The organism is uncultured Pelagibacterium sp. (genome assembly GCF_963972885.1).
Classification (GTDB): Bacteria; Pseudomonadota; Alphaproteobacteria; order Rhizobiales; family Devosiaceae; genus Pelagibacterium; species Pelagibacterium nitratireducens.
Genome location: NZ_CAXAXY010000003.1, coordinates 51,377 through 76,986 on the forward strand (window position 1 = coordinate 51,377; position 25,610 = coordinate 76,986).

The following is a 25,610-nucleotide window of genomic DNA, read 5'->3' on the forward strand; positions in this document are numbered from 1 at the left end:
GGAGCAGAACCGTGCGCGCTTAACCGAATGCTTACCATGACGGGGCGATAAGCGCTTGACGACGAAGAGGCGACGAAATGAACCAATCCGCATCCGGGGCAGAAAAGTCCGAGGAAAGCATCGACGCCAGCGTCATTTTGAGAGCCGTGGTTTCCAGGCTGTTCCGCATCGGTCTGGTGACGGTCCTGCTGCTGGCGGCGGCCTATGCGGTTCTGCTCTTTGTCCCCCGGCTTTACGAATCTCGGGCCGAATTGCTCGTCGAGCCGCGCAGCACCGCCTATACAAGCGCGGCAAGCAACCAGAACGCCGAAACCTATTATATCGACATCGCGACTGTTTCGAGCCAGATCGAACTCATCAAGTCGCGTGACACCATCCTGGCGGCCATCGAAACCGCGGCGCTGCGCGACGAGCCCGCGTTCGAGGGCTGGAGCGACAGCGAAATCGTCGGCGAAATCGGTGACAATCTTGTGGTGACCCAGGAGCGCGCCTCGCGGTTGATTTCGGTGGCCTATCGCCATACCGATCCCGATCTGGCGGCAAAAGTTGCCAACGCAGTCGTTCAGGCCCATGTCCAGCGTCGGGCCGGCCAGCAGATTTCCGATACAGTCGATGCCACGGCCTGGCTGCAGCAGGAAATAACCCGGCTGCGCCAGGACGTTGTCGGTGCAGAGCGCGCCATTGCCGATTTTCGTGTCCAGAACGACCTGTTTACCGGCTCCAACAACGAGAGCCTGACCAATCAGCAGCTCTCGAATTTCTCGGCCCAGATCACAGCCGCCAATGAGCGGCGCAACGCTGCCCAGTCGCGCGCGCAGCTGATCCGCAGCCTGCTCGAATCGGGGCAGTCGGTCGGTGGCGTTTCCGACGTCCAGTCATCGGCGATCGTCCAGCAATTGAGCCAGGAAATGGCGCGGCTGCAGGGTGAACGTGCCCAGCAGGCAGCAACCTTCCTGCCCAGCCACCCCACGATCCGGGCACTCGATGCCCAGATTGCCGAAATCGACACCCAGATCTCCAATGAAGGCCGCCGTGTCGCCCAGGCCCTCGAGGCGCAGGCCCAGATCGAAGCCGACCTTGAGCAATCCCTGCAGGCCGAGCTTGAACGGGTCAAGGTGACGGCGGGGTCCGATACCATCGAGGGGGTAACCCTTGCCGAACTCGAGCGCGAGGCGGCGGCCCAGCGCGAATTGCTCAATGCCTATCTCTTGCGGTTCACTGAAGCCTCGGCGCGCTCGGACATGGGCTCTGCGCTGCCCGACGTGCGTGTCGTGAGCGAAGCTGTGCCCTCCAGTTCTCCAGCTTCGCCCAAGACAAGCCTTGTCCTGCTCGCTGTCGGCATCGCCGCGGTGCTTTTGCAGGTCGGCGCCGTCATTTTTTCCGAGCTGTTGTCGGGCCGTGCTCTCGTTGAACGTCCCGCCCGTCGGGAGCGGCCCGATCTCGATCAGGAAGACCCCGGTGCTGCGGCGCTCGATGATGCCGGGGTCACCGAGGCACCAGAAGCGCCTCAACCCCTTGCGATCACCGGTCACCGGCCCCCGGCCACCCCGATCGATACCGAAATCGAGGCCCTCGCTGCCAGCGTGCTGGCGCGGCTCGATCGGGTGATCCTGGTTGCGTCTGACCACAACGCGCAGGAAAGCCTCGATTTTGCCGAGCGCCTCACGGCTGCATTCGTCGATAACGGCCAGAGCGTGGCCGAAATCGACGCGGCCAGCGGCCAGCAGGGCATCGAGTTGGGTCTCACCGATCTTTGCGCGGAAGGTGCCGAATTCGGCGACGTCGTGCACAGGGGCGCCGACGACCGGTTTGCTTTCGTGCCGTGGGGGCAGGGCACGCGCCTCAACCGCAACACCGAGCGCGTGGCGACGCTGGTCGAAGCGCTCTCCGATATCTACGAGGCCATTGTTATCGTGACCGGCCGGGTCGGCATGACCTCGAGCCTGCCTCTCTTTACCGGCATTGAGGGCAAGTGCGTTCTTCTCTCGTCGGCGGGCACGAGCAACAGCGCCGAAGCCAGAGAAATCGCCGCACTCGGATTCTCCGATATCCGTGTCATTGCGACCGCCGAACCGCAGTCCGAAGTCGCCTGAGGGGCGATCCGATGCCGCCTTACTCAGTTTACAGGGCCGCCTTCGAAGCACTGGCGCTACCAGGGGTGACGGCCGGTCTGCGCAGGTTCTCCGCAGCGCGCGGTCTCATTTTTACGCTGCACAGGGTTGTCCCTGACGCTCCGGCAGAGTTCTCGCCCAATTCAATCCTTCAGGTCCGGCCCGATTTCCTCGAAGCGGTGATTGTGCGGGCGCGTGAGGCCGGGTTCGATATCGTCGATCTCGATGAAGCCATAAGCCGGATCGACGCAGAGGACGCCAAGCCCTTTATCGTTTTGACCTTCGATGACGGCTATCGCGACAATCTCGTTCACGCCTTGCCCATCCTGCGCAGGCACGCCGCACCCTTCACGCTCTATATCCCGACCGGCCTGATTGACGGAGTGGGGATTGTCTGGTGGCAGGCGCTCGAGGATATCATCGCCGCCAATGACGTGGTGGCCTTCGACATGCCCGAGGGCCCGCACTACGGTGACGCCGGGACGCTGGACCAGAAAAACGCGACCTTCGCTCTTGTCTATGAGCGTTACCGCAAAATGGCCGAGCCCGAACGCGAGGCGTCGATCAGGACACTGGCCCAACGCTATGGGTTTGACCTTGCCGCGCACTGTCGCGAGCTGATCATGGACTGGTCCGAACTCAAGACTTTTGCCGGCGAGCCGCTGTGCACCATCGGCGCACACACGGTCTATCACTACGAACTGTCAAAACTGCCTCAAGACCAGATGCGGGCCGAGATCGAACAATCGGCCAATGTGCTTGGAGCCCAGTTCGGCAAGCGCCCGCGGCATTTGTCCTATCCCATCGGTGGAGTCGCCGCTGCAGGCCCGCGCGAATTTGCCGCCGCGCGGGATCTGGGATTTGCCACCGCCGTGACCACGCGCCCGGGCGGTCTTTATGCCGAACACCGCGCCCATCTCAATGCGCTGCCCCGGGTCTCGCTCAACGGATTGTTCCAGGAAAAGCGCTTTATCGACGTTTTCCTGACCGCCGAAGTGTTCACCCTGATGCGTCGGGGCCAGCGGCTCGACGTGGAGTAAACCTCAGGCGTCGGGCTTCTGCATCCACCTGATCACCACCATGGCCGGAAACACCCAGCCCAGCCCGAACAGCACGAAAAAGGCCAGGTGAACGAGATTGTGCGCTCCTACCAGCCACAACTCGTAGATCCAGAGGCCCAAAGCCGTCCACATCACGAGCGTCAAAAGGGTCAGTCCGATGCCGACGGCCTTGCGCTGGCGCTGGGTCATTGCTGTCTCCATGCTGCGGCGTTTGTTATCATTGCCATTTGCCGGGCATCCCATTAGCACTTCGGTCAATATTGACAACTCCGGTACGCTTACTGTGTCTGCCATCGTCTCCGCTGGTTCCGCATCGCTCGATTACGACCGCATCCGGCCCGTCCGCATCTGGCTCTACTGCCTTGCCGCGTTCGTGTTGCTGATCGTCGTGGTGGGTGGCGGTACGCGGCTGACCGAGTCCGGCCTTTCGATCACCAGCTGGAAGCCGATTTCCGGCATTATCCCGCCGCTGTCCGCCGCCGACTGGCAAGCCGAATTCGAGGCCTACCAGCAGATTCCGCAGTACCGGCTTGTCGAAAGCTGGATGGGCGTCGATGAGTTCAAATCGATCTTCTGGTGGGAATGGGGCCATCGCTTTCTGGCGCGCATGCTCGGCTTTGCCTTCGCCATCCCCTTTGCGATCTTCCTTATCCAGCGCCGTATCCCCAAAAGCCTCGTCTGGCCGATGACGGGTCTGTTTGTCGCAGGCGCCTTCCAGGGGTTTCTGGGTTGGTGGATGGTGTCCTCGGGCCTTTCCGAACTCACTTCGGTCTCTCAATATCGCCTCGCTGCCCATCTGTGCGCCGCGAGCATATTGATGATGGCGCTCGTCTGGGTGGCCAGAACGCTCGAACCCCCCGTCAGCGGCGTTGTGCCCTCACGCGGATGGACGATCGCCAATTGGGTCTTGGTCGCACTGCTGTTTATCCAGATCGGGGCAGGGGCACTTGTCGCCGGACTGGACGCCGGGTTCATCTACAACACCTGGCCCCTGATCGACGGCGCGATCGTGCCGGGCGGTCTGTTCACCATCGACCCGGCCTGGCGCAACATATTTGAAAACATTCTCACCGTGCAGTTCAACCATCGGAGCCTGGCCTACCTCATCACGATCTACGCGCTGGTCCTGTGGTGGCGCGGTCGCAAGGGTCCCGGTTTTGCGGGCGTTCACGCATGGCTGCCGCGTATCGCGGTGCTCATCGTGCTGCAGGTCGCCGTGGGGATCACGACGCTGCTGTCGGTGGTCAATATTCCCGTCGCGCTCGTCCATCAGGCGCTGGCCTTCACACTGGTGGCGATGGTGGTGGCCTATCTCTCTGATATGCATAGACTTTATTAGCGGTAGTATTATACCGCGCTATTAAGCAGTTGTAATATAACAGAAATTACTTTGTGCTTGACGGCGCATCGGGTCGCCTGTATCACCCGCGTCGAAATGGCCATTCGCAAGTCTGGCCGGGGATGGGCCTCCCGCTTTGGCGGCCTTGTCTCGTAAGAGATATCCAAAAGGATCAAGAACAATGAAAACCTACTCGGCCAAGGCTGGCGAGATCGACAAGAAGTGGGTTTTGATCGACGCGGAAGGCCTCGTTGTAGGCCGTCTCGCTGCGGTCATCGCCACTCGCCTGCGCGGCAAGCACCTTCCGACCTTCACCCCCAATCAGGACATGGGCGACAATGTTATTGTCATCAATGCCGACAAGGTGAAGTTCACCGGCAAGAAGCTCGACGACAAGCGCTTTTACTGGCACACCGGCTACCCCGGTGGCATCAAGGACCGCACCATGCGCGAACTGCTCGAGGGTCGTTTCCCCGAGCGCGTTGTTGAAAACGCCGTGCGCCGCATGATGCCGGGTGGCCCGCTGACCCGTGCCCAGCTCAAGAACCTGCGCGTTTACGCCGGTGCCGAGCATCCCCATGAAGCCCAGCAGCCCGAAACGCTCGATGTTGCCGCGCTCAACACCAAGAATGTGAGGGTGAAGTAATATGTCCGAGACCATCAACTCCCTCGAAGATCTCGGCACGGCCACCGATACCGCTGTCAATGACGCGCCGGTTTATACCCAGAAGCTCGACAGCTATGGCCGCGCCTATGCCACCGGCAAGCGCAAGGATGCCGTTGCCCGCGTATGGATCAAGCCCGGTTCGGGCAAGATCACCGTCAACGGCAAGGAATTCACAGCCTATTTCGCCCGCCCGGTTCTCCAGATGATTCTGCAGCAGCCGATCGTGACCGCCGAGCGCGTCGACCAGTACGACGTGATCGCAACGGTCGCCGGCGGCGGCCTGTCCGGCCAGGCCGGTGCCATTCGCCACGGTCTGTCCCAGGCACTGACCCTTTATGAGCCCGAGCTTCGCCCGACGCTCAAGAAGGGTGGCTTCCTGACCCGCGACAGCCGTGTGGTTGAACGCAAGAAGTACGGCAAGGCCAAGGCCCGTCGTTCGTTCCAGTTCTCCAAGCGTTAATCCATCGCTTCCCGATTTTTGGAAAGGCCCGCTTCTGGCGGGCCTTTTTTGTTTGCTTTAGGGGGTGGTCATCGACCGTTTGCATCTTATATAGGCACCTCTGGCCAGAGGGCGGATTTCCATGAATATGCAAATAACGACTGCTGAACCTGCGGTAGCGGTTCTGGGTCTCAACAAGACCTATGACACGGGCTTTCACGCCCTCAAAAATATCAATCTCGACATCAGGGTGGGCGAAATTTTCGCGCTGCTCGGGCCCAATGGCGCGGGAAAGACCACGCTGATCGGCACGATCTGCGGCATGGTTCGCCCCACGGACGGGCAGATTCTGGTCGGCGGGCATGATGTCGTCACCGAATTTCGCAAGACCCGCGCCATGATTGGCCTGGTGCCGCAGGAATTGAGTTCGGATCGGTTCGAGACGGTTTGGGCGACCGTATCGTTCACCCGGGGCCTGTTCGGCAAACCGCGCAATGACAAGGTCATCGAAAAGATCCTGCGTGACCTCTCGCTCTGGGACAAACGCAACGACAAGCTGATCACGCTTTCGGGCGGCATGAAGCGGCGGGTGTTGATCGCCAAGGCGCTCAGCCACGAACCGGAAATCCTGTTTCTCGATGAGCCCACGGCTGGCGTCGACGTCGAACTCCGGCGCGACATGTGGAATGTGGTCCGCGAACTGCGGGAAAACGGCGTCACGATCATTCTCACCACCCACTATATCGAAGAAGCCGAGGAGATGGCCGACCGGATCGGCGTCATCTCGAATGGCGAAATCATTCTGGTGGAGGAAAAGGCCGAGCTGATGCGCAAGCTTGGCAAGAAGGATCTTGCCGTTCAGTTGCAGGAACCGCTCAAGACCCTGCCGCAATCGCTGACAGATCTCGGGCTCAAACTCTCCGATGATGGTGAGGAACTGCGCTACAGCTATGACAGCCAGGCCGACCGGACCGGCATCGCGACCCTGATCGGAGCCCTCAATGCCGAAGGCATCAGGATCAAGGATTTGTCGACCCACCAGTCGTCGCTCGAGGAAATCTTCATTGGCCTTTTGAGGGACCGGACATGAACTACTACGCGATCAAGTCCATATATGTATTTGAAATGGCGCGCTGGTGGCGCACTGTCACCCAGTCGATCATTTCCCCGGTCGTTTCGACATCGCTTTATTTCGTGGTGTTCGGCGCGGCCATCGGCTCGCGCATCGAATCGGTTGAAGGCGTCAGCTATGCGGCGTTCATCGTGCCAGGGCTCATCATGCTCTCGTTGCTGCAGCAATCGCTGTCGAACGCATCCTTCGGCATTTACTTTCCCAAATTCGCCGGCACGGTCTATGAAATCCTGACCGCGCCGATCTCCCATGTGGAGACGGTGATCGCCTTTGTCGGCGCGGCGGCAACCAAATCGGTCATTCTGGCGCTGATCATCCTTCTGACGGCCAGTTTCTTTGTGGATCTCCATATCCAGCATCCGATCTGGATGATGGCGTTCATGGTGTTGACCGCCGTCACCTTCTCACTGATCGGCTTCATCATCGGCATCTGGGCGGACGGGTTCGAAAAACTCCAGCTCATCCCGCTGCTCATCGTTACGCCCCTGGCGTTCCTGGGCGGCACCTTCTATTCGATCACCATGCTGCCCGAGACCTGGCAGAACATCGCGTTGCTCAATCCCGTGGTTTATCTCGTGAGCGGTTTCCGCTGGAGCTTTTACGGGGTGGCCGATGTCGATGTGTGGATCAGTCTGGGCATGACGCTGGTCTTCATGGCCGCCGCGCTGGCCATCATCACCTGGATTTTCAGGACAGGCTACAAGCTTCGGGCCTGATCACACAAAGCAGAACCCGGCGACTGGAGACAGTCGCCGGTTTTTTTTATGCCAGCTGGCGCGCGCTGCGCGGATGGTAATTGGCCATGACCCGCTCGATAACCTTGATTGCCTTGCCGGTCCCGTCTTCGGCCCGCAATTGCGCGCCGATCTTTTCGGCGTTGCGGGCAAAGCCGGGGTTGGAATCGAGCTGGCTGAGCGCATCGGCCAGCGCCTCTGCCGTCAGCTTGCGGCGGCGCACGGGTTTTGGCCCGCAGCCCAATTCATGCACGCGCCCACCCCAGTAGGGCTGATCGACCATTTGGGGCACGATGAAGGTCGGCTTGCCAAGAATGAGACCCGAGGCCGTGGTTCCCGCGCCCCCGTGATGGACCACCGCTTTCACGTATTTGAAAAGCTGGTCGTGCGGTGCCCGGTCGATAACATAGACCCGCTCCGAAGGCAGATCGTCGGGCTTGATGCCCCCCCAGCCGCGCCCCACGACCACGCGGCCCTCCCACATGGTCAGCGCCTCGCGCAATATATCGGTATTGCGATCCGCACCCCACGGCATGGACCCGAACCCAACATAGATCGGCAGTGGCCCCTCATCGAGGAACGTCTTGAACTCTTCGGAAGGCTGCCAGCCCGAATTGTCTGGCAGCATCCAGTAGCCGGTGACGATCGAGGTTTTCGGCCAGTCGCGCGGACGCGGTGAAATGGTTTCGGAATAGGCGTTCAGCGTCCACAGCGGGGTGCCGTCAGTGTCCTTGAAGAACCCCCCATTCTTGCGCGGTCCCAGCCCCATCAATTCCCGACGCAGCTTGTTACGCGGCAGATTGTAATAGATCTGCTGCACAGTCATCGTCGAATAGGTCAGCCGGTTGATGGTTTTCCCGAAGGTCGGCCCGTAATAGATGCAGAGCGGAAATTCGCTCGTCGAATTGAGCGGCTGCAGCGCGGCAACGATGGCGGGAATATCGAGCGCTTCGGCGATGTCGATCGAAAAGCTCGTGTTCATGTTGAGCATGATGCAGTCGGCGCCCTGGGCCATGTCCCAGGCGGAGCGCGCGGCGCGATCCACGATCTTCTGGCCCTGCCGGAGCAGGGCGGGGGCGTTGACCAGAAGGTTCTGGTTCATGGCGCGCTCGAACTGGCTCTGCTTGACGAACTCCTGCATCGAGGGGCCAAGGCTCCAGAACTCGATGCCATATCCGGTGACCATGGGTTCGAAATCATCGGTGGTGCCGATGACGACCGAATAGCCTTGAGCGATCATCGCTCGCGCCAGGGCAACATAAGGCTGAACGTCACCTTGCGTGCCCAGGGTGGCCATCGCAATGCGCTTTGTCATCTTCACCTCAAAACCCCTGCCGCGGCGGGTGCGCTCATGGCGCGTGGGTCATTTACATTGTCGTTACAGAGCATTATGACGACCCCTCGCGTGTTTCATTTACACAATCGGACAACGAGGGCAAGTCAGATGCAGTCGCCTAAGACAGCCGCACTTCTTGGTGCTTCCGGGTACACCGGAGCTGATCTTTTGCGACTTGGCGTGCGTCATCCGGGCCTCAAATTTGTGGCACTGACCGCCAACACCCATGCTGGCAAGCCGATGGCTTCGGTGTTTCCGCATCTGGCCGTGGCCGAACTGCCCGACCTGGTGGCCAACGAGGACGTGGATTTCTCCGATATCGACGTGGTGTTCTGCGGGCTTCCACACGGAACGAGCCAGAAACTGGTTGCCGAAATCGCCCAAGAAAATTCCTCCCTGCGTGTCATCGATATGGGGGCCGACTTCCGGTTCCGCAATGCCGAGGACTACGGTCCGGTCTATGGCGCAGATCACGTTGCGCCCCATTTGCAGGACATGGCCGCTTACGGGCTGACCGAGCACAATCGCGATGCGATCCAAAACGCCAAGATCATCGCGTGTCCCGGCTGCTACCCCACGGCAACGCTGCTGGCGCTGCTGCCGCTGGTCAAGTCTGGTGCGATTTCGACCGACGATCTCATCATCGACGCCAAATCGGGCGTCACCGGAGCGGGCAGGGCACCCAAGCAGAATACGCTTCTGGCCGAAGCCGGCGAAAGCCTGACGCCTTATGGCGTCGGCGTGCACCGTCACGCGCCCGAAATCGAACAGGAAATCGGCCTGGCCGCGGGAAAGAAGGTTGCCGTCAACTTCACCCCCCACCTCATCCCCATGAGCCGTGGCGAACTGATTACCGCGCATGTGAAGCTCGGCAGCGCCAAAAATGCCGACGAAGTGCGCAAGGTCCTCGCCGATGCCTATGCTGGCGAACCGTTCATCCGCGTGGCCGAAAAGGGCGTCATCCCGTCGACCGGCCATGTGCGCGGCTCGAACTATTGCGTCATCAATGTGTTTGACGACCGCATTCCCGGCCGGGTGATCGTCATCGCGGCCATCGACAATCTGGTGAAGGGGAGCGCCGGGCAGGCGATCCAGAACTTCAACGTGGCCTTCGGCTATCCCGAGGCGACCGCTATCGAGGCTCTGCCGCTCTTCCCGTAATGCATGATCCCGAAAAGTGGACGCCGGTTTTCGGAACAGATCATGCAGGAAGGAAAAGCGACAGGGCCGGTAAAGACCACGGCGCGGCCGGTCTTTTTGTCTGATGCGGACGCCCCGTTCACACTTTGAACACCATGATAGCCAGATACTGCGTCTCTGTTCGCCGCGCGTCCCATTCGCGCCGCGACGCCGGGACATAACGGGATCGCACCCGATCCCATCGAGGACAAAATGAGCGAAGAATTCCATCGCATCCGCCGCCTGCCACCCTATGTGTTCGAGCACATCAACCCGATCAAGGCCAAGGCGCGCGCCGAAGGCGTCGACATCATCGATCTGGGCATGGGCAATCCCGATTTGCCGACGCCCACCCATATCGTCGAAAAGCTCAAGGAAACGGTCGCCAATCCGCGCACCCATCGCTATTCGACCTCGCGCGGCATTCCCGGCCTGCGCAAGGCCCAGGCTTCCTATTATGGCCGCCGGTTCGGCGTAAAGCTCGATCCCAACACCCAGGTCGTTGCAACGCTGGGCTCCAAGGAAGGCTTTGCCAATATGGCCCAGGCGATCACCGCGCCGGGCGACGTGGTGCTGGTGCCCAACCCGACCTATCCCATCCACTCGTTCGGGTTCATCATGTCGGGTGGCGTCGTGCGGTCAATGCCGGCCGATCCCAATGAGGATTTCATGCGCTCGCTCGACCGGGCCGTGCGCCATTCGATCCCCAAGCCGATCGCGCTGATTCTCAACTACCCGGCCAACCCCACGGCCTATGTCGCCTCGTTCGACTTCTACAAGGAAGTGGTGGATTACTGCCGCCGCAACGAGATTTTCATCCTCTCCGATCTCGCCTATTCCGAGATCTATTTCGAGGACGAGCCGCCCCATTCGGTGCTCGAAGTGCCCGGCGCAATGGACGTGACGGTCGAATTCACGTCCATGTCGAAAACCTTTTCCATGCCCGGTTGGCGCATGGGCTTTGCCGTGGGCAACGAGCGGCTGATCGCGGCCCTGGCGCGCGTTAAATCCTATCTCGATTATGGCGCGTTCACCCCCATTCAGGTGGCGGCCGCCTCCGCGCTCAATGGCGATGATTCCTGCATCGAGGAGGTGCGCGGCATCTACCGCCATCGCCGTGACGTTATGGTCGAAAGCTTTGGCCGCGCCGGTTGGCACATCCCGAGCCCGGCAGCCACCATGTTTGCCTGGGCCCCGATCCCCGACCAGTTCGCCGATCTGGGTAGCCTCGAATTTGCCAAGCTGCTGATCCGGGAGACCGGCGTTGCGGTGGCGCCCGGCGTTGGCTTCGGTGAATATGGCGACCAATATGTGCGCCTGGCCTTTGTCGAAAACGAGCAGCGCATTCGTCAGGCCGCACGGGCCATCAAGAAGTTTCTTGGCGGCCAGGCCAGCAACGGAAACGTCGTTCCGCTGGCCAAAGGCTGAGGTTTCACCCTCACAAGGGTTGACGTGTAGGCAAATTCCTATTCATGGTCGCGCGCAATCTCAAACCTGCGTGCGACCATGAGTGATATCGACAGTTTCAAATCCTCCATAGAGACCTTCATCTCCGAACGCGGCTGGACACCGACCCGGTTCGGCCGGGAGATCGCCGGAGACCCGCTCTTTGTTTTCGATCTGCGTGAAGGCCGCGAGCCGCGCAGTGAAACCCGCCAGCGCATCGCGCGCGCCATGCAGGTCTATGCCAGCGGCGAAGGCGAGGAAATGCGCCCGCTGCGCATCGGCATCGCCGGCCTGGGCACTGTCGGCGCCGCATTGATCCGCATTCTCACTGAAGATGGCGATGCCATCGCCCGCAAGCTTGGGCGTCGGCTCATCGTATCGGCGGTCTCCGCCCGCTCGCGCTCGCGCGACCGGGGTGTGGACATCTCACCTTTCAAATGGTTCGACGATCCCGTCGCCCTGGCCCGTTCGGGCGAAATCGACCTTTATGTCGAACTGATCGGCGGCGAGGACGGTCCGGCCCTTGCCTCGGTTACAGCCGCGCTCGAAAACGGGTGTCCTGTCGTCACGGCCAACAAGGCTCTTCTGGCGCGGCACGGCGTGGCGCTTGCCGCAGCAGCTGAGGCCGCCCACGCCCAGCTGGGATTTGAAGCGGCCGTGGCGGGCGGCATACCGGTCATCAAGACGCTGCGCGAGGGGCTCGGCTCGGCTGCCATCACGCGCGTTTACGGCATCATGAACGGCACCTGCAATTATATCCTCACCCGCATGGGCAACGAGGGAATCGGCTTTGAGGAATGTCTCAAGGACGCGCAGACCCTTGGCTATGCCGAGGCCGATCCGACATTCGACGTGGAAGGATTCGATACGGCGCACAAGCTGGCCATCCTTGCGAGCCTCTGCTTTGAAACTGAAATTTCGGCGGATCAGGTGCTTGTGGAGGGCATTTCGCGCATCACCCAGGCTGACATAAAAGTTGCCGCAGACCTCGGATACAAGATCAAGCTGCTGGGCATGGCCCGCAAGGTCGAAAACGGGATCGAGCAGCGCGTGCATCCAACGCTAGTCAGAAAATCGAGCGCCATCGCCGGCGTGGATGGTGTTCTCAATGCCGTGGCGCTGGAAACCAACCACGTCCAGGAGCTGCTTCTGGCCGGACCCGGTGCCGGCGGCGAGGCGACAGCGGCTTCGGTGCTGTCCGACATTCTCGACATCGCCCGCGGCACCCAGGTTCCGCCCCTCGGCGTGCCCAGTTCAGAGCTCAAGCCCTGCGAACGCGCGCCCATGCGCATTCATGAAGGCGGCTATTATATAAGACTGAATGCAAGGGATGTTCCCGGCGCTCTCGCCGCCATCGCCACCCGTATGGGCGAGGGCAACATCTCGCTCGAAAGCGTCATTCAGCGCCCCGATCTGCGCGCCAGCGAGCCCGGCGTCGAGGAGGAAACCTCGCGCACGGTGGTGCTCATTACCCATGAAACGATCGAAAGTGCTGTGCGCGAAGCGCTTGAACGGATTGCCAGGGACGGGTTTATCGTGGGACAGCCTCAATTGATCCGTATCGAGGAGTTCTGACCCGTGGCCCAGTCCGCCCCAGTCCAAGCCAAGGTCGATGGCAATCTCACCCTTGAGATCGCCCGCATCACCGAACGCGCCGCCATCGCGGCCGCCGGTTGGCGTGGGCGCGGCGACGAGATGCGCGCCGATCAGGCCGCCGTCGAGGCCATGCATCTGGCACTCAGTCACATCGATATCGCCGGCACGGTCGTGATAGGGGAGGGTCGGAATGCCCCCCTGCTCGGTTTCGAGGAAGCCGTCGGCACTGGCAAGGGTCCCGATATCGAGGTCGCCGTCGACCCGCTCGAGGGTGTGACCGGATGCGCCAAGAACCTGTCGGACTCCCTTTCCGTCATGGCCTTTGCCGAGCGCGGCGCCCTGCTGCGGGTGCCCGATGCCTATATGGAAAAGATCGCCATCGGCCCGGGCTATCCCGACGGCATCGTCGATCTCGACAAGACCGCCACCGAAAATGTCGCGGCGCTGGCAAGGGCCAAGGGGGTCGCCACGGCCGATATCGTCACCTGCGTGCTCGACCGTCCGCGCCACGCTGCACTGATCGCCGAACTGCGTGATCTGGGCGTGGCCGTCAAATTGCTGCCGGACGGCGATATTGCCGCCGTCATTCACGCCGCAAACAGCGACGACACCGGCATCGACATCTATCTGGGCTCGGGCGGCGCGCAGGAAGGAGTGCTGGCCGCCGCCGCCATGCGCTGCATGGGTGGCCAGATGCAGGGCCGCCTCATTCTCGATACGCCCGACAAGCGCGCCCAAGCCCGCGAGATGGGCCATTCCGACCCCACCACGAAATTTTCAGCCCTGGACATGGCAAAAGGCGATGTGCTGTTTGCGGCCACCGGCGTGACCGACGGCAGCCTGCTTCGCGGCGTAAAGCTCATGCCGCGCAAGATCGTCACCTCCAGCGTGGTCATGCGCTCCTGGTCTCATACCATCCGCTGGATCACCGCCGAGCACGGCCGGGCGGGATAGGAGCTAAAGGGTCGGTTCCGCGGGTGCAGGCGTTCCCATGCTGGAATACATCGCTGCCTCCGACGTCAGCCGGTTGCGGATTGCATCTTTGTGACCCTGGATCATCCCTGGTATCAAAAATGCGTCGATGAGAACCCAGATACCCAGAATCGCAAGGACGAGGAAACCGACAAAGACCGCGACAGTGGCCCAGCCGACAACGAACAGCACCAGTTGAAAAATTGCAGTTCCAGTCTTGCCGAGATAAAATCGATGGCCGCCAAGCCCACCCGTGAAAAACCACAAGAGGTAGGCCACACCAGCGGACTTTGCATCATTGGTAACCCGCTGCTCAATAAGCATACGGTCTTGCGTCGTAAGTGCCATTCTCGCCCCCAAGCATTGGCATTCTCATCTAAAAAGAGCCTACGCCGCATTTTTAACGCGGCGCAAGCAGATTTGTTGTCCCAGGAACCGCACAGCAAGGCAGTGATCGTCGCCTCGCCGCCAGGGCGTTTACTCCAGTCCCAGAACCTCTCGTGTGCGTTCCTCAGCGGTATCGCCCGCAGCAATCACTTCCTGCGGCGATTGTCCCAGCGCGCGCGCCGCCTCCTCGGCGGCATTGCGCACATTGGACACGACCTGCAGTTTTTGCTCGTCGGTCATATTGTCGTCGCGGACCTCGGCGGCATTGGCCACGAGCCCGTCAATCTGAACTGCGATGGCGTCCGAGGCCGATGTCATCTGTTCGCTCAGCGCGCTCATCGCATCGTCGCCCATCTGCACCAGATTGTCGCCGGTTTCCTCCGTCTCCTCCATGATGGATTCGAAGGTCTGCTGGGCATCCTCTTCGATTTCCTCGCGGCGCTGCTGCATTTCCTCGGCCGACATCGTTTCGCTCGGCGTATCGGTCTCCTCGAAAGGCTCTGCGAAAGCCTCGGGATTTCCAGCGTCGGGATCGGGAGTCTCGGGCGCGTCGCTGCTGTTTTCGCAGGCCGCCAGCGCCAGCGTGGAAATCAATACAAATGGCAAAATGAGCTTGGTGTTCATTGGTAATCCCTCGAAAGAACCAGTAATGGGGCGATCGGCAACCCGTCCGCGAGAAAAACGGCGATAAGGCGGCGGATGTTCCCTCGCCGCGTGCGCTTGTTGCCGGCCCGATGCAAATTCGGTGCAAAAAAACCGCTATCGGGCTATCGATCAAACCGCATCACCGTCTATAGATACCCCATGAAGCCAGAGCCCCAAGCCTTTCTCAACGTTGAAAGATCGGTGTGTGGCAAGCGCTGGATCGATCGGCTCGACCTTGCGGCCGGCCGCATGGCGGGCGCCATCGCCCAGCAGACCGACCTCTCGGAAATTTTGGCCCGCATCATCGCCGCGCGCGGTGTCGCGGTCGAGGACGCCCAGACCTTTATTGCACCGACCATTCGCGCGTTGATGCCCGACCCGTCGACGCTGGCCGGCATGGACGCATTGGCCCAGCGCCTGGCCCGCGCCATTTTCGACAACGAGCCCATCGGGCTGTTTGGAGACTATGACGTGGATGGCGCAAGCGCCGTGGCGCTCATGGTCCGATATCTTCGCCATTTCGGGCTCAATCCGCCCACCCATATACCCGACCGTATATTCGAGGGCTACGGGCCCAACAACGCGGCCATGGAAAGCCTTGTCGAACAGGGCGTCTCACTGATCGTGACCCTCGATTGCGGTACCGCCAGCCACGCGCCCATTGAACATGCCAAGTCGCTTGGCGCCGATGTTCTGGTCATCGATCACCACCTGGCACCCGATACGCTTCCCGATGCCGACGCGCTGGTCAATCCCAACCGTCGTGACGACATTTCCGGGCTCGGTTACCTATGCGCCACCGGCGTAGCGTTCATGGTGCTGGTCGCCACCAACCGGGTCCTTCGCGAAGCGGGCAGGGCGGGCCTGCCCGACCTCATGGGATGGCTCGATCTGGTGGCCCTGGCCACGGTATGCGACGTGGTTCCGCTCAAGGGACTCAACCGCGCCTTCGTGCTGCGGGGCCTCGATGTCATGCGGGCCGGGAAAAATGTCGGGCTCTCGAGCCTGGCTATCGCGGCTCGCGTCTCTGGCCCGGCCAATGCGTATCACCTGGGCTTCGTACTCGGGCCCCGCATCAATGCCGGTGGGCGCATTGGAGATGCCGGGCTCGGAGCCCGACTTTTGTCCACCGATGACGAGTACGAAGCGCTCGCCTTGGCCCAGCGCCTGGACGAGCTCAATGCCGAACGCCAGCGCATCGAAGTCGCCGCCGTCGAACAGGCCATGGCCACCGCGGAAATGGAAATCGGCGACGGCCCCGGACCGTCGGTGCTGGTGACCGGCTCCTCGGACTGGCATCAGGGCATCGTCGGGCTGGTGGCGGCACGTTTGAAGGAACGCTTCGGACGCCCCGCCTTTGCCATTGCCCTGGGCGCCGATGGTGGCGGCACCGGCTCGGGCCGCTCGATACCCAGGGTTGATCTGGGCGCCGCCGTCGTCGACGCCGTACGCGGCGGCATCATCGCCAAAGGTGGCGGCCACGCCATGGCGGCAGGGGTGACGCTGACGCCGGGCCAACTCGGACCCTTCCGCCAATACCTCAACGATACCCTTGCTGACGATGTTTTGGCGGCTCGCGCCGAAGACGGGCTGAAAATCGACGCGGCGCTCACCGCCCGGGGCGCCAATCCAGAGTTCATCCACCAGATCGAGCGGGCCGGCCCGTTCGGCTCCGGCAATCCCACCCCCATCTTTGCGCTTCCCGCCCATCAGATCCGCTTTGCCGACATTGTCGGGGCCGGGGGGCATGTGCGCTGCACGGTCAATTCAGGCGACGGTGCCAACCTCAAGGCCATCGCCTTCCGCGCTGCCGGAACACCTTTGGGCGAAGCCCTGCTCAAGGCCCGCGACGGCCAACGTCTGCACGTGGCCGGTACACTCAATATTGATCACTGGCAGGGCCGCGAAACCGTGCAATTGCGGATTATCGATGCAGCCATACCGGGTTAGCCAGACTTGCATCGCCCGGCATGGCGGTTAAGATCGTCTGTCGGCGCACTAATCTGGAGCCGCTTCCGGTTCGTATAGGGACAAACACAGCAGCTTCAGTTGCCCGTAGGCAGGGGATGAGAATCAATGAGTCAGGCAACGTTTGATCGGGAGCAGCCGCGGCCCGGCTTGGGTACGCGGATCAAGTCGGTGTTGCTCGAAAAGGTCGGCGCAGCGCTGATGGGCATTCCGCACAAGGGCGCCATAACCGTAACGTTCCCCAGCGGACGCTGCCGCACGCTGGGTGACGCCACTACCGGCGAGCACGCCTTTCTCAAGCTCAATAATTTCAAGGTGCTCAAGGCCGCAATGCGGCGCGGTACGCTCGGCTTTGCCGAAGCCTATATGAGTGGCGACATCGAGATTAAGGATCTTACGGCTCTTTTCCGGTTTTTTCTCCAGAACCGCGACATTTTCGACAAGGCCAATCCCGGCATTTTTCGCCGCACGGCCCAGGATCTGGCCTACCACATGTCCCGGCCAAACACCCGAGAGGGCAGTCAGAAAAACATCGCCGAGCACTATGACCTCGGCAATGATTTCTACGCCGAATGGCTTGATCCCTCCATGACCTATTCTTCGGCCTATTTTGCCGGTCAGGACATTTCTCTCGAAGAGGCTCAGCGCGCCAAATATCAGCGCATCATGGTAATGGCCGGCATACGGCCGGGCCATCATGTGCTCGAAATCGGCTGCGGCTGGGGCGGCTTTGCCGAGACCGCCGCGCGGACCGGAGCGCACTTGCGGGGGATCACGCTGTCGCGTGAGCAGCTCAAATACGGTGTCGACCGGCTCGAGAGCCAGGGGCTCTCCGATTTCGGAGAACTGGTTTTCGAAGATTATCGCGACACCAGGGGCGCCTTCGATCACGTCGCTTCCATCGAAATGATCGAGGCGGTCGGCGAGGAAAACTGGCCCGACTATTTCAAGACCGTCCACGACAGGCTCAAGCCGGGCGGCACCGCCGCCATTCAGGCCATCACCATCGCCGAGCGTGACTTTGAAACCTACAAGGCCTATCCCGACTTCATCCAGCGCTACATCTTCCCTGGCGGCATGCTGCTCACCAAGACGGTGATGAAAGAGGCTGCATCCAGGGTCGGGCTCGTGCTCGAAGCGACCGATTGTTTCCGGCTCGATTATGCCCGCACCCTGCGCGCCTGGAGCAAGCGGTTTATCGAGCGTTGGGACACCATAGCAAAGCTCGGCTATGACGAGGCTTTCAAGCGCAAATGGCTCTACTACCTGGCCTATTGCGAAGCCGGATTCACCGAAGGCACGATCGACGTGGGCATTTATCAATATCGGCGCCAGCAATAGCGCAGGTGCGCGGGCGCATTTAACTTGACTGTCTAAATCATAAAATATAGCTAGGCCCAATTCCGCTGACTATCGCCGGAGCGATTGGCCACGTGACTGCTATTGCCGAACAAGCTCAGGCTGCACGCCGGCCCGGCGTCGCCGCAAACAATGCCCGGCGCTTTTTGGGGCTGATGATCTGCCTTGCAGTGCTGCTTGTGGCGGTGCTCGCCAGTATCGCCGTCGGCTCCCGCGACATCCCTGTGCCCACTGTCATCGATGCGCTGTTCGCCTATGACGATTCCAACGACCACGCCATCGTCCGGACCCTGCGCCTGCCGCGCACGGTGCTCGGGCTCTTGATCGGCGCAGCGCTTGGAACGTCCGGTGCGCTCATTCAGGCTCTGACCCGCAATCCCCTGGCCGATCCGGGCATTCTCGGCGTCAATGCGGGCGCGAGCTTTTTCGTATTGATTGCCGTGGGCTATCTCGGCATGACCTCGCTGCAGTCTTACATCTGGTTCGCCTTTCTCGGCGCCATCATCACCACGGTGATGGTCTATGTCGTGGGCTCATCGGGGCGCAACGGGGCCACCCCGGTCACGCTGACCCTTGCCGGCGTCGCCATCGGGGCGATCCTCGGTGGTGTGTCCACGGCCCTCACGCTCCTCAACCCCACGGCATTCGATCGCATGCGTTTCTGGGCTGCCGGTGCGCTGAGCGGCGGCACCTATGAGGCGGTGACGACAGTGGCGCCCTTCCTCATTGTCGGCCTGCTGCTGGCCGCCCTGATGGCCCGTCCGCTCAATGCGGTCGCGCTGGGCGACGACCTGGCAAAATCGCTGGGCGCCAACATCGTGCGCGTTCGCACGGTGGTCGTGATCGCGGTCACGCTGCTTGCCGGCGGTGCGACCGCTGCCGTCGGCCCCATAGGGTTTGTGGGCCTGATGGTGCCGCACGTCGCGCGCTGGATCGTAGGGCCCGACCAACGCTGGATCATGGCCTATACCGTTGTTCTGGCACCGGTGCTGCTTTTGATCTCCGACATCATCGGGCGCATTGTCATGCGGCCCGGCGAAATCCAGGTTGCCATCGTCACCGCCTTCATCGGCGCGCCGGTGCTGATCCTTCTGGCCCGCAGGCGCAAGGTAAGCGGACTATGAGCGCCATCGATTTCGGCCGGCCCACGAAAATTCTGCGCCTGTTCGATGGCCGGGTCACCATGCGGGTCGATATGCGCGTCATGGCGCTGGTCGCCATCATGTGCGCAGCCGCCCTCGGTGTTACCTTGCTGGCGCTGGCGAGTGGTGAATATCCCGTCGCGCTGCCCGATGTCATCGCGGCGCTGACCGGGCAGGCCGATGGCCGAATCCACATGGTGGTCGTCGAATGGCGCCTGCCGCGCTCCCTGCTGGCGGTCATCCTTGGCGCCGCCCTGGGGATGAGCGGCGCCGTGTTCCAGTCGCTCACCCGCAATCCGCTCGGCAGTCCCGACGTGATCGGCTTCAATTCGGGCGCCTACACTGGCGCGCTGATCGCCATCATCGTCTTTTCGGGCAATTATTATCAGATCGCAGGCGGAGCTTTGCTCGGTGGCGTGCTGACCGCGCTCGCCGTCTATGCGCTGGCCTGGCGGCGCGGCGTGCAGGGCTTCCGGCTCATCATCGTCGGCATCGGCATGAGCGCCATGCTCTCCTCGCTCAACACATGGCTGATGCTGCGCGCCAAGCTCGAGGTGGCGATGGCCGCGGCCGTATGGGGCGCTGGCTCTCTCAACGGGCTCGGCCTGGACAAGCTCTGGCCGACGCTCGTGGTGCTCGGCGTTCTGATGCCGCTGGTGCTGATCCTGGGACGTCCCATGAAACAGCTCGAAATGGGCGACGACGCAGCGCGCGCCCTCGGTATTCGCGCCGAGCCTGTGCGGCTGGCCCTGCTGGTTCTCGGGGTGGCGCTGACGGCGACCGCGACCGCCGTGGCCGGACCGATTTCGTTTGTTGCGCTGGCCGCCCCGCAGATCGCCCGCCGGGTGACCGGTGCCGCCGGGGTGGCGCTGCTTCCGTCTGCGGCCATGGGCGCGCTGCTGCTCGCTGTAGCGGATTTTCTGGCGCAGCGCGTCTTTGCGCCAACCCAGCTGCCGGTGGGCGTGGTCACCGTCTCCATCGGGGGGCTGTATTTCGTCTGGCTGCTGATGCGGGAAGCCAGGCGGCAATGACAGGGGATTTGAAAATGAACAAGCATGTCGATCCCGCCGGACCGGCCGGCATGTCGCGGCTTTCCGCGGACAAGGCGACCATCGGATACGACAACCGGGTGATCTCGCGCGAACTTTCGGTCCAGATCCCCGACGCCGGCTTTACGGTTATCGTGGGCGCCAATGCGTGCGGAAAATCGACGCTGCTGCGGGCTCTGTCGCGCCTCATCCAGCCCAGCCAGGGCCAGGTCATGCTCGACGGCAAGGCAATTTCACACTACCCGGCCAAGGAGGTCGCCCGCCGTCTGGGCCTGCTGCCGCAGACCTCGATTGCCCCCGAGGGCATAACCGTCGCCGACCTTGTGGCGCGCGGCCGGTATCCGCATCAGAAATTCATCCGCCAATGGTCGGTGGAAGATGAAGCGGCGGTCGTGGGCGCCATGGAAGCCACAAAGATCACGCCGCTGTCACACCGGCTGGTCGATGAACTCTCGGGCGGCCAGCGCCAGCGCGTCTGGGTGGCCATGGTTCTGGCCCAGCAGACCCCGATGCTGCTGCTCGACGAGCCGACCACCTATCTCGACATTGCCCACCAGATCGAGCTGCTCGAACTGTTGAGCGCGCTCAATGCGCGCGACGGCCACACCGTTGTCGCCGTCCTGCACGATCTCAACCATGCCTGCCGCTATGCAAGCCACATCATCGCGATGCGGGACGGCCAGATTCTCGCCGAAGGCGCTCCGGCCGAGATCATCACCGCAGACCTTGTCGAAGAGGCCTTCGGACTGCCCTGCATCATCATCGAAGATCCATTGGCCAAAACGCCCATGGTCATTCCCCGCGGTTCGATTCCTCACGCCGAACCCCAACCGGCTCAAACATGAGGACATCATGAGACATATTGCCTTGGCAGCGGCATCCGCCGCCGCTCTGATTGCCATGCCTGCCACCGGACAGGATGCCTTTCCCGTAACCCTCGATCATTTCTATGGCGAGACGGTCATCGACGCCGAAGCCGAGCGCATCGTCACGCTCAGCTGGATGGCTCAGGATACCGTCCTGGCGCTGGGTGAGGTTCCGATCGCCATCCAGAGCCAGACATGGGGCGGCGATGAAAACGGCTATCTGCCTTGGGTAAAGGAAGCGGTGGAGGATCTGGGCGCGGACCTTCCCCTGGCCCTCGACACGGCCAACGGCCTGCCGTTCGAACAGATTCTCGAACTCGAGCCCGATCTCATCCTGGCCCCCTATAGCGGTTTGAGCCAGGACGACTATGACCGCCTCTCCGCCATCGCACCAACCGTCGCCTTCAAGGAAGCACCCTGGACCGGCAGCTGGCAGTATGTGGTCGAAACTGTCGGGGCTGCCATGGGGCGGAGCGAGGAGGCCGCCGGACTTGTCGCGAACACTCAGGACGGCATCGCTCGGTATGCGGCGGACAATCCCCAGTTTGCCGGCCGCACCTTTGCCTTTGGCGGCGGTTCAGACGCGGGCAATGTGGGGTTCTATATCCCTTCGGACCCCCGCGTGCATTTGATGGAGGACCTGGGGCTGGTACCGGCAGAGGCGCTAAACGATCTGCCGACCGACAATTATGTCCAGCAGGTCAGCTTCGAGCAGCTCGACACCGTCGACGCTGAAATTTTCATTGCCTGGTACTCCAGCCAGGACGATCTTGACACCCTCATGGCAAACCCGCTTTTTGCGCGCTGGAAGCCCATTGCCAACGACCGTTTCGTTCCGCTGATCGATCGGGCCTTCGTCATGGCGCTGTCGGCTCCCTCGCCGCTGTCGATCCCCTGGATGATGGACCGTTTCGTGCCGATGCTCGCCGAGACCCTCGAACAGTAACCCAAGCATAAGGGAGCGTTTCATGAAACGCCTGACGATCACATCTGCCCTTGCCGTCCTCATGGCGGCAACGGCATCCATGGCCATGGCTCAGGACTGGAGCTTCACCGACGGCGCGGGAAACACGGTTTCCCTCGACAACCCGCCCGAACGGATCGTGGCCTTCTCGTCCTCGGCAGCCGGGCTGATGCAGTTCGGGGTGAACCCGGTCGGAATTTTCATCGACGAGAGCGCCTCGGGGAAAAGCTACGCCGAGTTCGACCTGTCGGGGATCGAAGTCATTCGCACGGCCTGGAACGAACTGCAGCCCGAGAGCCTCCTGGCCCTGGACCCCGACCTGATCGTTACCGAATACTGGCCGCGCACCCAATCATACAGCGGGGGTGACCAGATGAGTCCGCAAGGCCAGTTTTCCGGCGTTGCGCCCATCATCGGCATTGAACAGGGCGCTTCCATTCTCGGTTTGATCGAGGCTTATGGCGAACTCGCCGAGGCGCTCGGGGCCGATCTGGATGCACCCGAAATCGCCAGCCAGCGCGAAGCTTTCGAGCAGGCTCGTACCGAACTGACCGCTGCGGTAAGCGAGAAGCCCGGGCTCAAGGTCATGGCCGCCTATGCGAGCGACGAGAGCCTGATGGTAGCGGCTCCCGCCGGGGCGGCCGAACTGCAGGATTTCACCAACTGGGGGCTCGATGTCGTCGTGCCCGATGCCCCTGAAGGGGAATACTGGGGCATCCTGAGCTGGGAAAACGCCGACACCTATCCTGCCGATGTTCTGCTCCTGGATGACCGCAGCGGAGATGACGTCCGCACTGCTGTTGAAAATCAGCCGCTTGCGGAAATCATCGACGCCGTGCGGGCCGGTCAGGTTGGCGATTGGCCAGCCTGGTGGATCCGGACCTACGGCTCCTATGCGGCCGAGCTCGAGGAACTGACCGCACTGATCGAGCGCTCCGAAGTGGTGACCCAATAACGAAACGGGCGGCCGGTGCGCCGCCCTTTCTCATTTTGACGGCTGTGAAATCAGCCGCGACATCAGGGCAAAAAACACCGGGTAGGGCAACAGCCGGATCGTCTTCAGGATCAGGACGAACGGCAGGGGGAATGCAATCTCGAATTTTTTCGAGTTGAGCAGGCCATCGGCTATCCGCTTGCCCGCATCGTCGGCTTCCATGAGAAACGGCATCGGAAAATCGTTCTTGGCCGTGAGGTCGGTCTTGACGAAGCCCGGGCAGATAACCCGCACCGATATATTGTCGGCCGCAAGCTCTGTCCGCATGGTCTCGGCCAGCGTAATCATTGCCGATTTTCCCGACGAGTAGGCCGCCGAGCGCGGTAGCCCGAAATAGCCCGCGACCGAGGCCACCAGCGCGATCTCGCCAAACCCCTGCTTGCGCATCTGAGCGACGACCGGATCGATGATCCGCATGGCGCCCAACAGGTTTGTGTCTATGATTTTGGCGTAGCTCTCGTAATCGTACCGCCCCGGCTCGGTGACCTCCCAGGCAGCGACTGAAAACACAACGAGATCGATCTTGCCCAATTCCTCGGCGATACTTGCGAGGGTGGTCTTGACCGCGTCGAAATCGGTCACGTCGAGCGGGTAGGGGCGCGCGCCATGGCTGACCGACAGCGCATTGAGCGGCTGTTCGCGTCGTCCCGAAATGGCGACGGTCCAGCCGCGCTGGCAAAGCTGTTTCACCGTCTCGGCGCCGATTCCCGAACCACCGCCAAGCACCCATGCAACCTTAGCCATCGCTTGCCCTTTCGATCGATCTGACAATCAATACGAAACGGGTTCGCTCTGGATCAGGTTGCGCCGTTATTTCGACAGCGCGTCGAGCACCCGAACCCAGGACCGGATTCCCTTGTGGTAGCTCTCGAGATTGTACTTTTCATTGGGCGAGTGGATACGGTCGTCGGTCTGGGCATACCCGATCAGCAGCGAATCCATGCCCAGCTTGCGCTTGAAATCGCCCACGATCGGTATGGAGCCGCCCGAACCCGCAATAGCGGCCTCACGGCCCCACTCGTCGGTCAGCGCCCCGAGCGCCTTTTGCAGCATGGCGCCGTCCGAAGGCACCACCGATGCCGGGCTCGCACCATGTTCGTGGAAGGTCACAGTGCAATCTGCCGGCACCCGCGCTTCGACATGGGCGCGAAAGGCCTTGCGGATCTTGTGCGGGTCCTGATTGCCCACCAGCCGGAACGATATCTTGGCTCCCGCCTTGGCCGGGATCACCGTCTTGAACCCATCGCCCGTATAGCCGCCCCACATACCGTTGATCTCGCAGGTCGGGCGTGAGGTGATCTGTTCGAGCACTGAGCGGTTTTTCTCGCCGGCGGGCTCGGAAAGGCCCACAGCGCTCAGATAGGCCTTTTCGTCGAACGGCAGCCGCTTCCACTGTTCGGCCACCTCGGCGGGAAGTTCGGGCACGTCGTCGTAAAAGCCCTCGAGCGCAACCGAGCCATCGGGATTGCGCAGCGAGGCGATGATTTCGGCCAGCACCTGATTGGGATTGCGCGCCGCGTTGCCATACATGCCCGAATGCAGGTCGCGGCTCGCCGCCTGGATCTCGACCTGGTCGGCCATCAACCCGCGCAGCATGGTGATGATCGAGGGCGTTTCCTCGTCCCACATGTCCGTGTCGCAAACGAGCGCAATGTCGGCCTCGAGTTCGGCGGCGTTCTCCTTGAGAAAACCGTCCAGCGACGGCGATCCGGATTCTTCTTCCCCCTCGAGCAATACGGTAACGCCAACCGGCAGCGTTCCGCGCACCGCCTTATAGGCCCGGCAGGCCTCGATGAAAGTCATCAACTGGCCCTTGTCGTCGGACGCGCCGCGGGCAAGGATCACCTTGCGCCCGTTCTCTTCGCCAATTTTCGGCTCGAACGGCTCGCTGGTCCAGAGCTCGATCGGATCGACCGGCTGGACGTCGTAATGGCCGTAGAAAAGGACATTCGGCCCGACATCGCTGCGCTGATGACCCACCACCATCGGATGGCCGGGGGTAGGGCGCACGGCAGAATCGAAATCGAGACCTTGCAGTTCATTGGTCAGCCACTCGGCTGCCTTGTGGCATTCTCCGGCATAGGCCGGGTCGGTGGAAATCGAGGCAATCCGCAAAAGCGTGAACAGCCGCTCGAGGCTCTGGTCGACATTGGCATCGACATGGGAAAGCACGGCATCGAGCGGAGCGTTGGCATCGGTCATTGCGGAAAGGCCCGTCATTGAG

At 61.8% G+C, this 25,610-nt stretch carries 24 protein-coding genes; 18 read left to right on the forward strand and 6 right to left on the reverse strand.

Going from position 1 to position 25,610, the window contains the following annotated elements; all coding sequences use genetic code 11:
- Positions 1-77 precede the first annotated feature (77 nt).
- Both AACZ55_RS01110 and AACZ55_RS01115 read left to right on the forward strand, forming a co-directional pair.
- A complete protein-coding gene (locus tag AACZ55_RS01110) occupies positions 78-2,093 on the forward strand; it encodes a GumC family protein (protein WP_339642100.1) in 2,016 nt (671 codons plus the stop codon).
- A gap of 11 nt (positions 2,094-2,104) precedes the next feature.
- A complete protein-coding gene (locus AACZ55_RS01115; protein WP_339642103.1) occupies positions 2,105-3,151 on the forward strand; it encodes a polysaccharide deacetylase family protein in 1,047 nt (348 codons plus the stop codon).
- 3 nt (positions 3,152-3,154) lie between these two features.
- On the opposite strand, the gene AACZ55_RS01120 is transcribed toward AACZ55_RS01115, so the two are convergent.
- Complete coding sequence (locus tag AACZ55_RS01120) at positions 3,155-3,361, reverse strand: DUF2842 domain-containing protein (protein ID WP_338607047.1); 207 nt, start codon at positions 3,359-3,361, stop codon at positions 3,155-3,157.
- Positions 3,362-3,455: 94 nt separating this feature from the next.
- Here AACZ55_RS01120 and AACZ55_RS01125 point away from each other — a divergent pair, with 94 nt between their 5' ends.
- The 5 genes from AACZ55_RS01125 to AACZ55_RS01145 all read left to right on the forward strand — a co-directional run bounded on the left by AACZ55_RS01125 (position 3,456) and on the right by AACZ55_RS01145 (position 7,465).
- Complete coding sequence (locus tag AACZ55_RS01125; RefSeq protein WP_339642107.1) at positions 3,456-4,511, forward strand: COX15/CtaA family protein; 1,056 nt, start codon at positions 3,456-3,458, stop codon at positions 4,509-4,511.
- Positions 4,512-4,692: 181 nt separating this feature from the next.
- Positions 4,693-5,157, forward strand: coding sequence for a 50S ribosomal protein L13 (rplM, locus tag AACZ55_RS01130; protein WP_014130335.1), 465 nt, complete (start codon positions 4,693-4,695; stop codon positions 5,155-5,157).
- 1 nt (position 5,158) lies between these two features.
- Positions 5,159-5,638: a 30S ribosomal protein S9 gene (gene rpsI, locus AACZ55_RS01135; RefSeq protein WP_338607045.1), complete on the forward strand. Its 480-nt coding sequence runs from the start codon at positions 5,159-5,161 to the stop codon at positions 5,636-5,638.
- A 121-nt stretch (positions 5,639-5,759) separates the two neighbouring features.
- The gene (locus AACZ55_RS01140; protein WP_339642112.1) at positions 5,760-6,707 is read left to right on the forward strand and encodes an ABC transporter ATP-binding protein; all 948 of its coding nucleotides are present in this window, start codon (positions 5,760-5,762) and stop codon (positions 6,705-6,707) included.
- The gene (locus AACZ55_RS01145; protein ID WP_339642115.1) at positions 6,704-7,465 is read left to right on the forward strand and encodes an ABC transporter permease; all 762 of its coding nucleotides are present in this window, start codon (positions 6,704-6,706) and stop codon (positions 7,463-7,465) included. Before AACZ55_RS01140 ends, AACZ55_RS01145 begins: the two co-directional genes overlap by 4 nt.
- A gap of 46 nt (positions 7,466-7,511) precedes the next feature.
- On the opposite strand, the gene AACZ55_RS01150 is transcribed toward AACZ55_RS01145, so the two are convergent.
- Positions 7,512-8,798 (reverse strand): glycosyltransferase, encoded by a 1,287-nt coding sequence (locus tag AACZ55_RS01150; protein ID WP_339642118.1) that lies wholly within the window; start codon positions 8,796-8,798, stop codon positions 7,512-7,514.
- A 129-nt stretch (positions 8,799-8,927) separates the two neighbouring features.
- Between AACZ55_RS01150 and argC the strand changes: the two genes are divergently transcribed.
- From argC to glpX, 4 genes are all read left to right on the forward strand, one after another.
- Positions 8,928-9,980: an N-acetyl-gamma-glutamyl-phosphate reductase gene (gene argC, locus AACZ55_RS01155; protein WP_339642121.1), complete on the forward strand. Its 1,053-nt coding sequence runs from the start codon at positions 8,928-8,930 to the stop codon at positions 9,978-9,980.
- A gap of 231 nt (positions 9,981-10,211) precedes the next feature.
- Entirely contained in the window at positions 10,212-11,426 is a 1,215-nt protein-coding gene (locus tag AACZ55_RS01160) for an LL-diaminopimelate aminotransferase (RefSeq protein WP_338607040.1), read from the forward strand.
- Positions 11,427-11,705: 279 nt separating this feature from the next.
- Positions 11,706-13,019 carry a homoserine dehydrogenase gene (locus AACZ55_RS01165; protein ID WP_338610691.1) on the forward strand — a complete coding sequence of 438 codons (1,314 nt, stop codon included), beginning with the start codon at positions 11,706-11,708 and terminating at the stop codon, positions 13,017-13,019.
- Between the two features lie 3 nt (positions 13,020-13,022).
- Complete coding sequence (gene glpX, locus AACZ55_RS01170) at positions 13,023-13,994, forward strand: class II fructose-bisphosphatase (RefSeq protein ID WP_339642124.1); 972 nt, start codon at positions 13,023-13,025, stop codon at positions 13,992-13,994.
- A gap of 3 nt (positions 13,995-13,997) precedes the next feature.
- On the opposite strand, the gene AACZ55_RS01175 is transcribed toward glpX, so the two are convergent.
- Together AACZ55_RS01175 and AACZ55_RS01180 are read right to left on the reverse strand one after the other, a co-directional pair.
- Positions 13,998-14,360: a TM2 domain-containing protein gene (locus tag AACZ55_RS01175; protein ID WP_339642126.1), complete on the reverse strand. Its 363-nt coding sequence runs from the start codon at positions 14,358-14,360 to the stop codon at positions 13,998-14,000.
- A 129-nt stretch (positions 14,361-14,489) separates the two neighbouring features.
- Positions 14,490-15,023 (reverse strand): hypothetical protein, encoded by a 534-nt coding sequence (locus tag AACZ55_RS01180; RefSeq protein WP_339642128.1) that lies wholly within the window; start codon positions 15,021-15,023, stop codon positions 14,490-14,492.
- A gap of 180 nt (positions 15,024-15,203) precedes the next feature.
- On the opposite strand from AACZ55_RS01180, the gene recJ reads away from it, so the two are divergent.
- From recJ to AACZ55_RS01215, 7 genes are all read left to right on the forward strand, one after another.
- Positions 15,204-16,994, forward strand: coding sequence for a single-stranded-DNA-specific exonuclease RecJ (recJ, locus tag AACZ55_RS01185; protein ID WP_339642131.1), 1,791 nt, complete (start codon positions 15,204-15,206; stop codon positions 16,992-16,994).
- A 126-nt stretch (positions 16,995-17,120) separates the two neighbouring features.
- Complete coding sequence (locus AACZ55_RS01190) at positions 17,121-18,353, forward strand: cyclopropane-fatty-acyl-phospholipid synthase family protein (protein WP_339642134.1); 1,233 nt, start codon at positions 17,121-17,123, stop codon at positions 18,351-18,353.
- 92 nt (positions 18,354-18,445) lie between these two features.
- Positions 18,446-19,495, forward strand: coding sequence for an iron chelate uptake ABC transporter family permease subunit (locus AACZ55_RS01195; RefSeq protein ID WP_339642137.1), 1,050 nt, complete (start codon positions 18,446-18,448; stop codon positions 19,493-19,495).
- Entirely contained in the window at positions 19,492-20,544 is a 1,053-nt protein-coding gene (fepG, locus tag AACZ55_RS01200; RefSeq protein WP_339642140.1) for an iron-enterobactin ABC transporter permease, read from the forward strand. Before AACZ55_RS01195 ends, fepG begins: the two co-directional genes overlap by 4 nt.
- 14 nt (positions 20,545-20,558) lie before the next feature.
- Positions 20,559-21,407 carry an ABC transporter ATP-binding protein gene (locus AACZ55_RS01205; protein ID WP_338607033.1) on the forward strand — a complete coding sequence of 283 codons (849 nt, stop codon included), beginning with the start codon at positions 20,559-20,561 and terminating at the stop codon, positions 21,405-21,407.
- A 7-nt stretch (positions 21,408-21,414) separates the two neighbouring features.
- The gene (locus AACZ55_RS01210) at positions 21,415-22,374 is read left to right on the forward strand and encodes an iron-siderophore ABC transporter substrate-binding protein (protein WP_339642142.1); all 960 of its coding nucleotides are present in this window, start codon (positions 21,415-21,417) and stop codon (positions 22,372-22,374) included.
- Positions 22,375-22,396: 22 nt separating this feature from the next.
- The gene (locus AACZ55_RS01215; protein ID WP_339642146.1) at positions 22,397-23,347 is read left to right on the forward strand and encodes an ABC transporter substrate-binding protein; all 951 of its coding nucleotides are present in this window, start codon (positions 22,397-22,399) and stop codon (positions 23,345-23,347) included.
- A gap of 30 nt (positions 23,348-23,377) precedes the next feature.
- Here AACZ55_RS01215 and AACZ55_RS01220 read toward each other — a convergent pair whose 3' ends face one another.
- Together AACZ55_RS01220 and AACZ55_RS01225 are read right to left on the reverse strand one after the other, a co-directional pair.
- The gene (locus AACZ55_RS01220) at positions 23,378-24,130 is read right to left on the reverse strand and encodes an SDR family NAD(P)-dependent oxidoreductase (RefSeq protein WP_338607030.1); all 753 of its coding nucleotides are present in this window, start codon (positions 24,128-24,130) and stop codon (positions 23,378-23,380) included.
- Between the two features lie 66 nt (positions 24,131-24,196).
- Complete coding sequence (locus AACZ55_RS01225; protein WP_339642148.1) at positions 24,197-25,588, reverse strand: dipeptidase; 1,392 nt, start codon at positions 25,586-25,588, stop codon at positions 24,197-24,199.
- Positions 25,589-25,610: the final 22 nt, after the last annotated feature.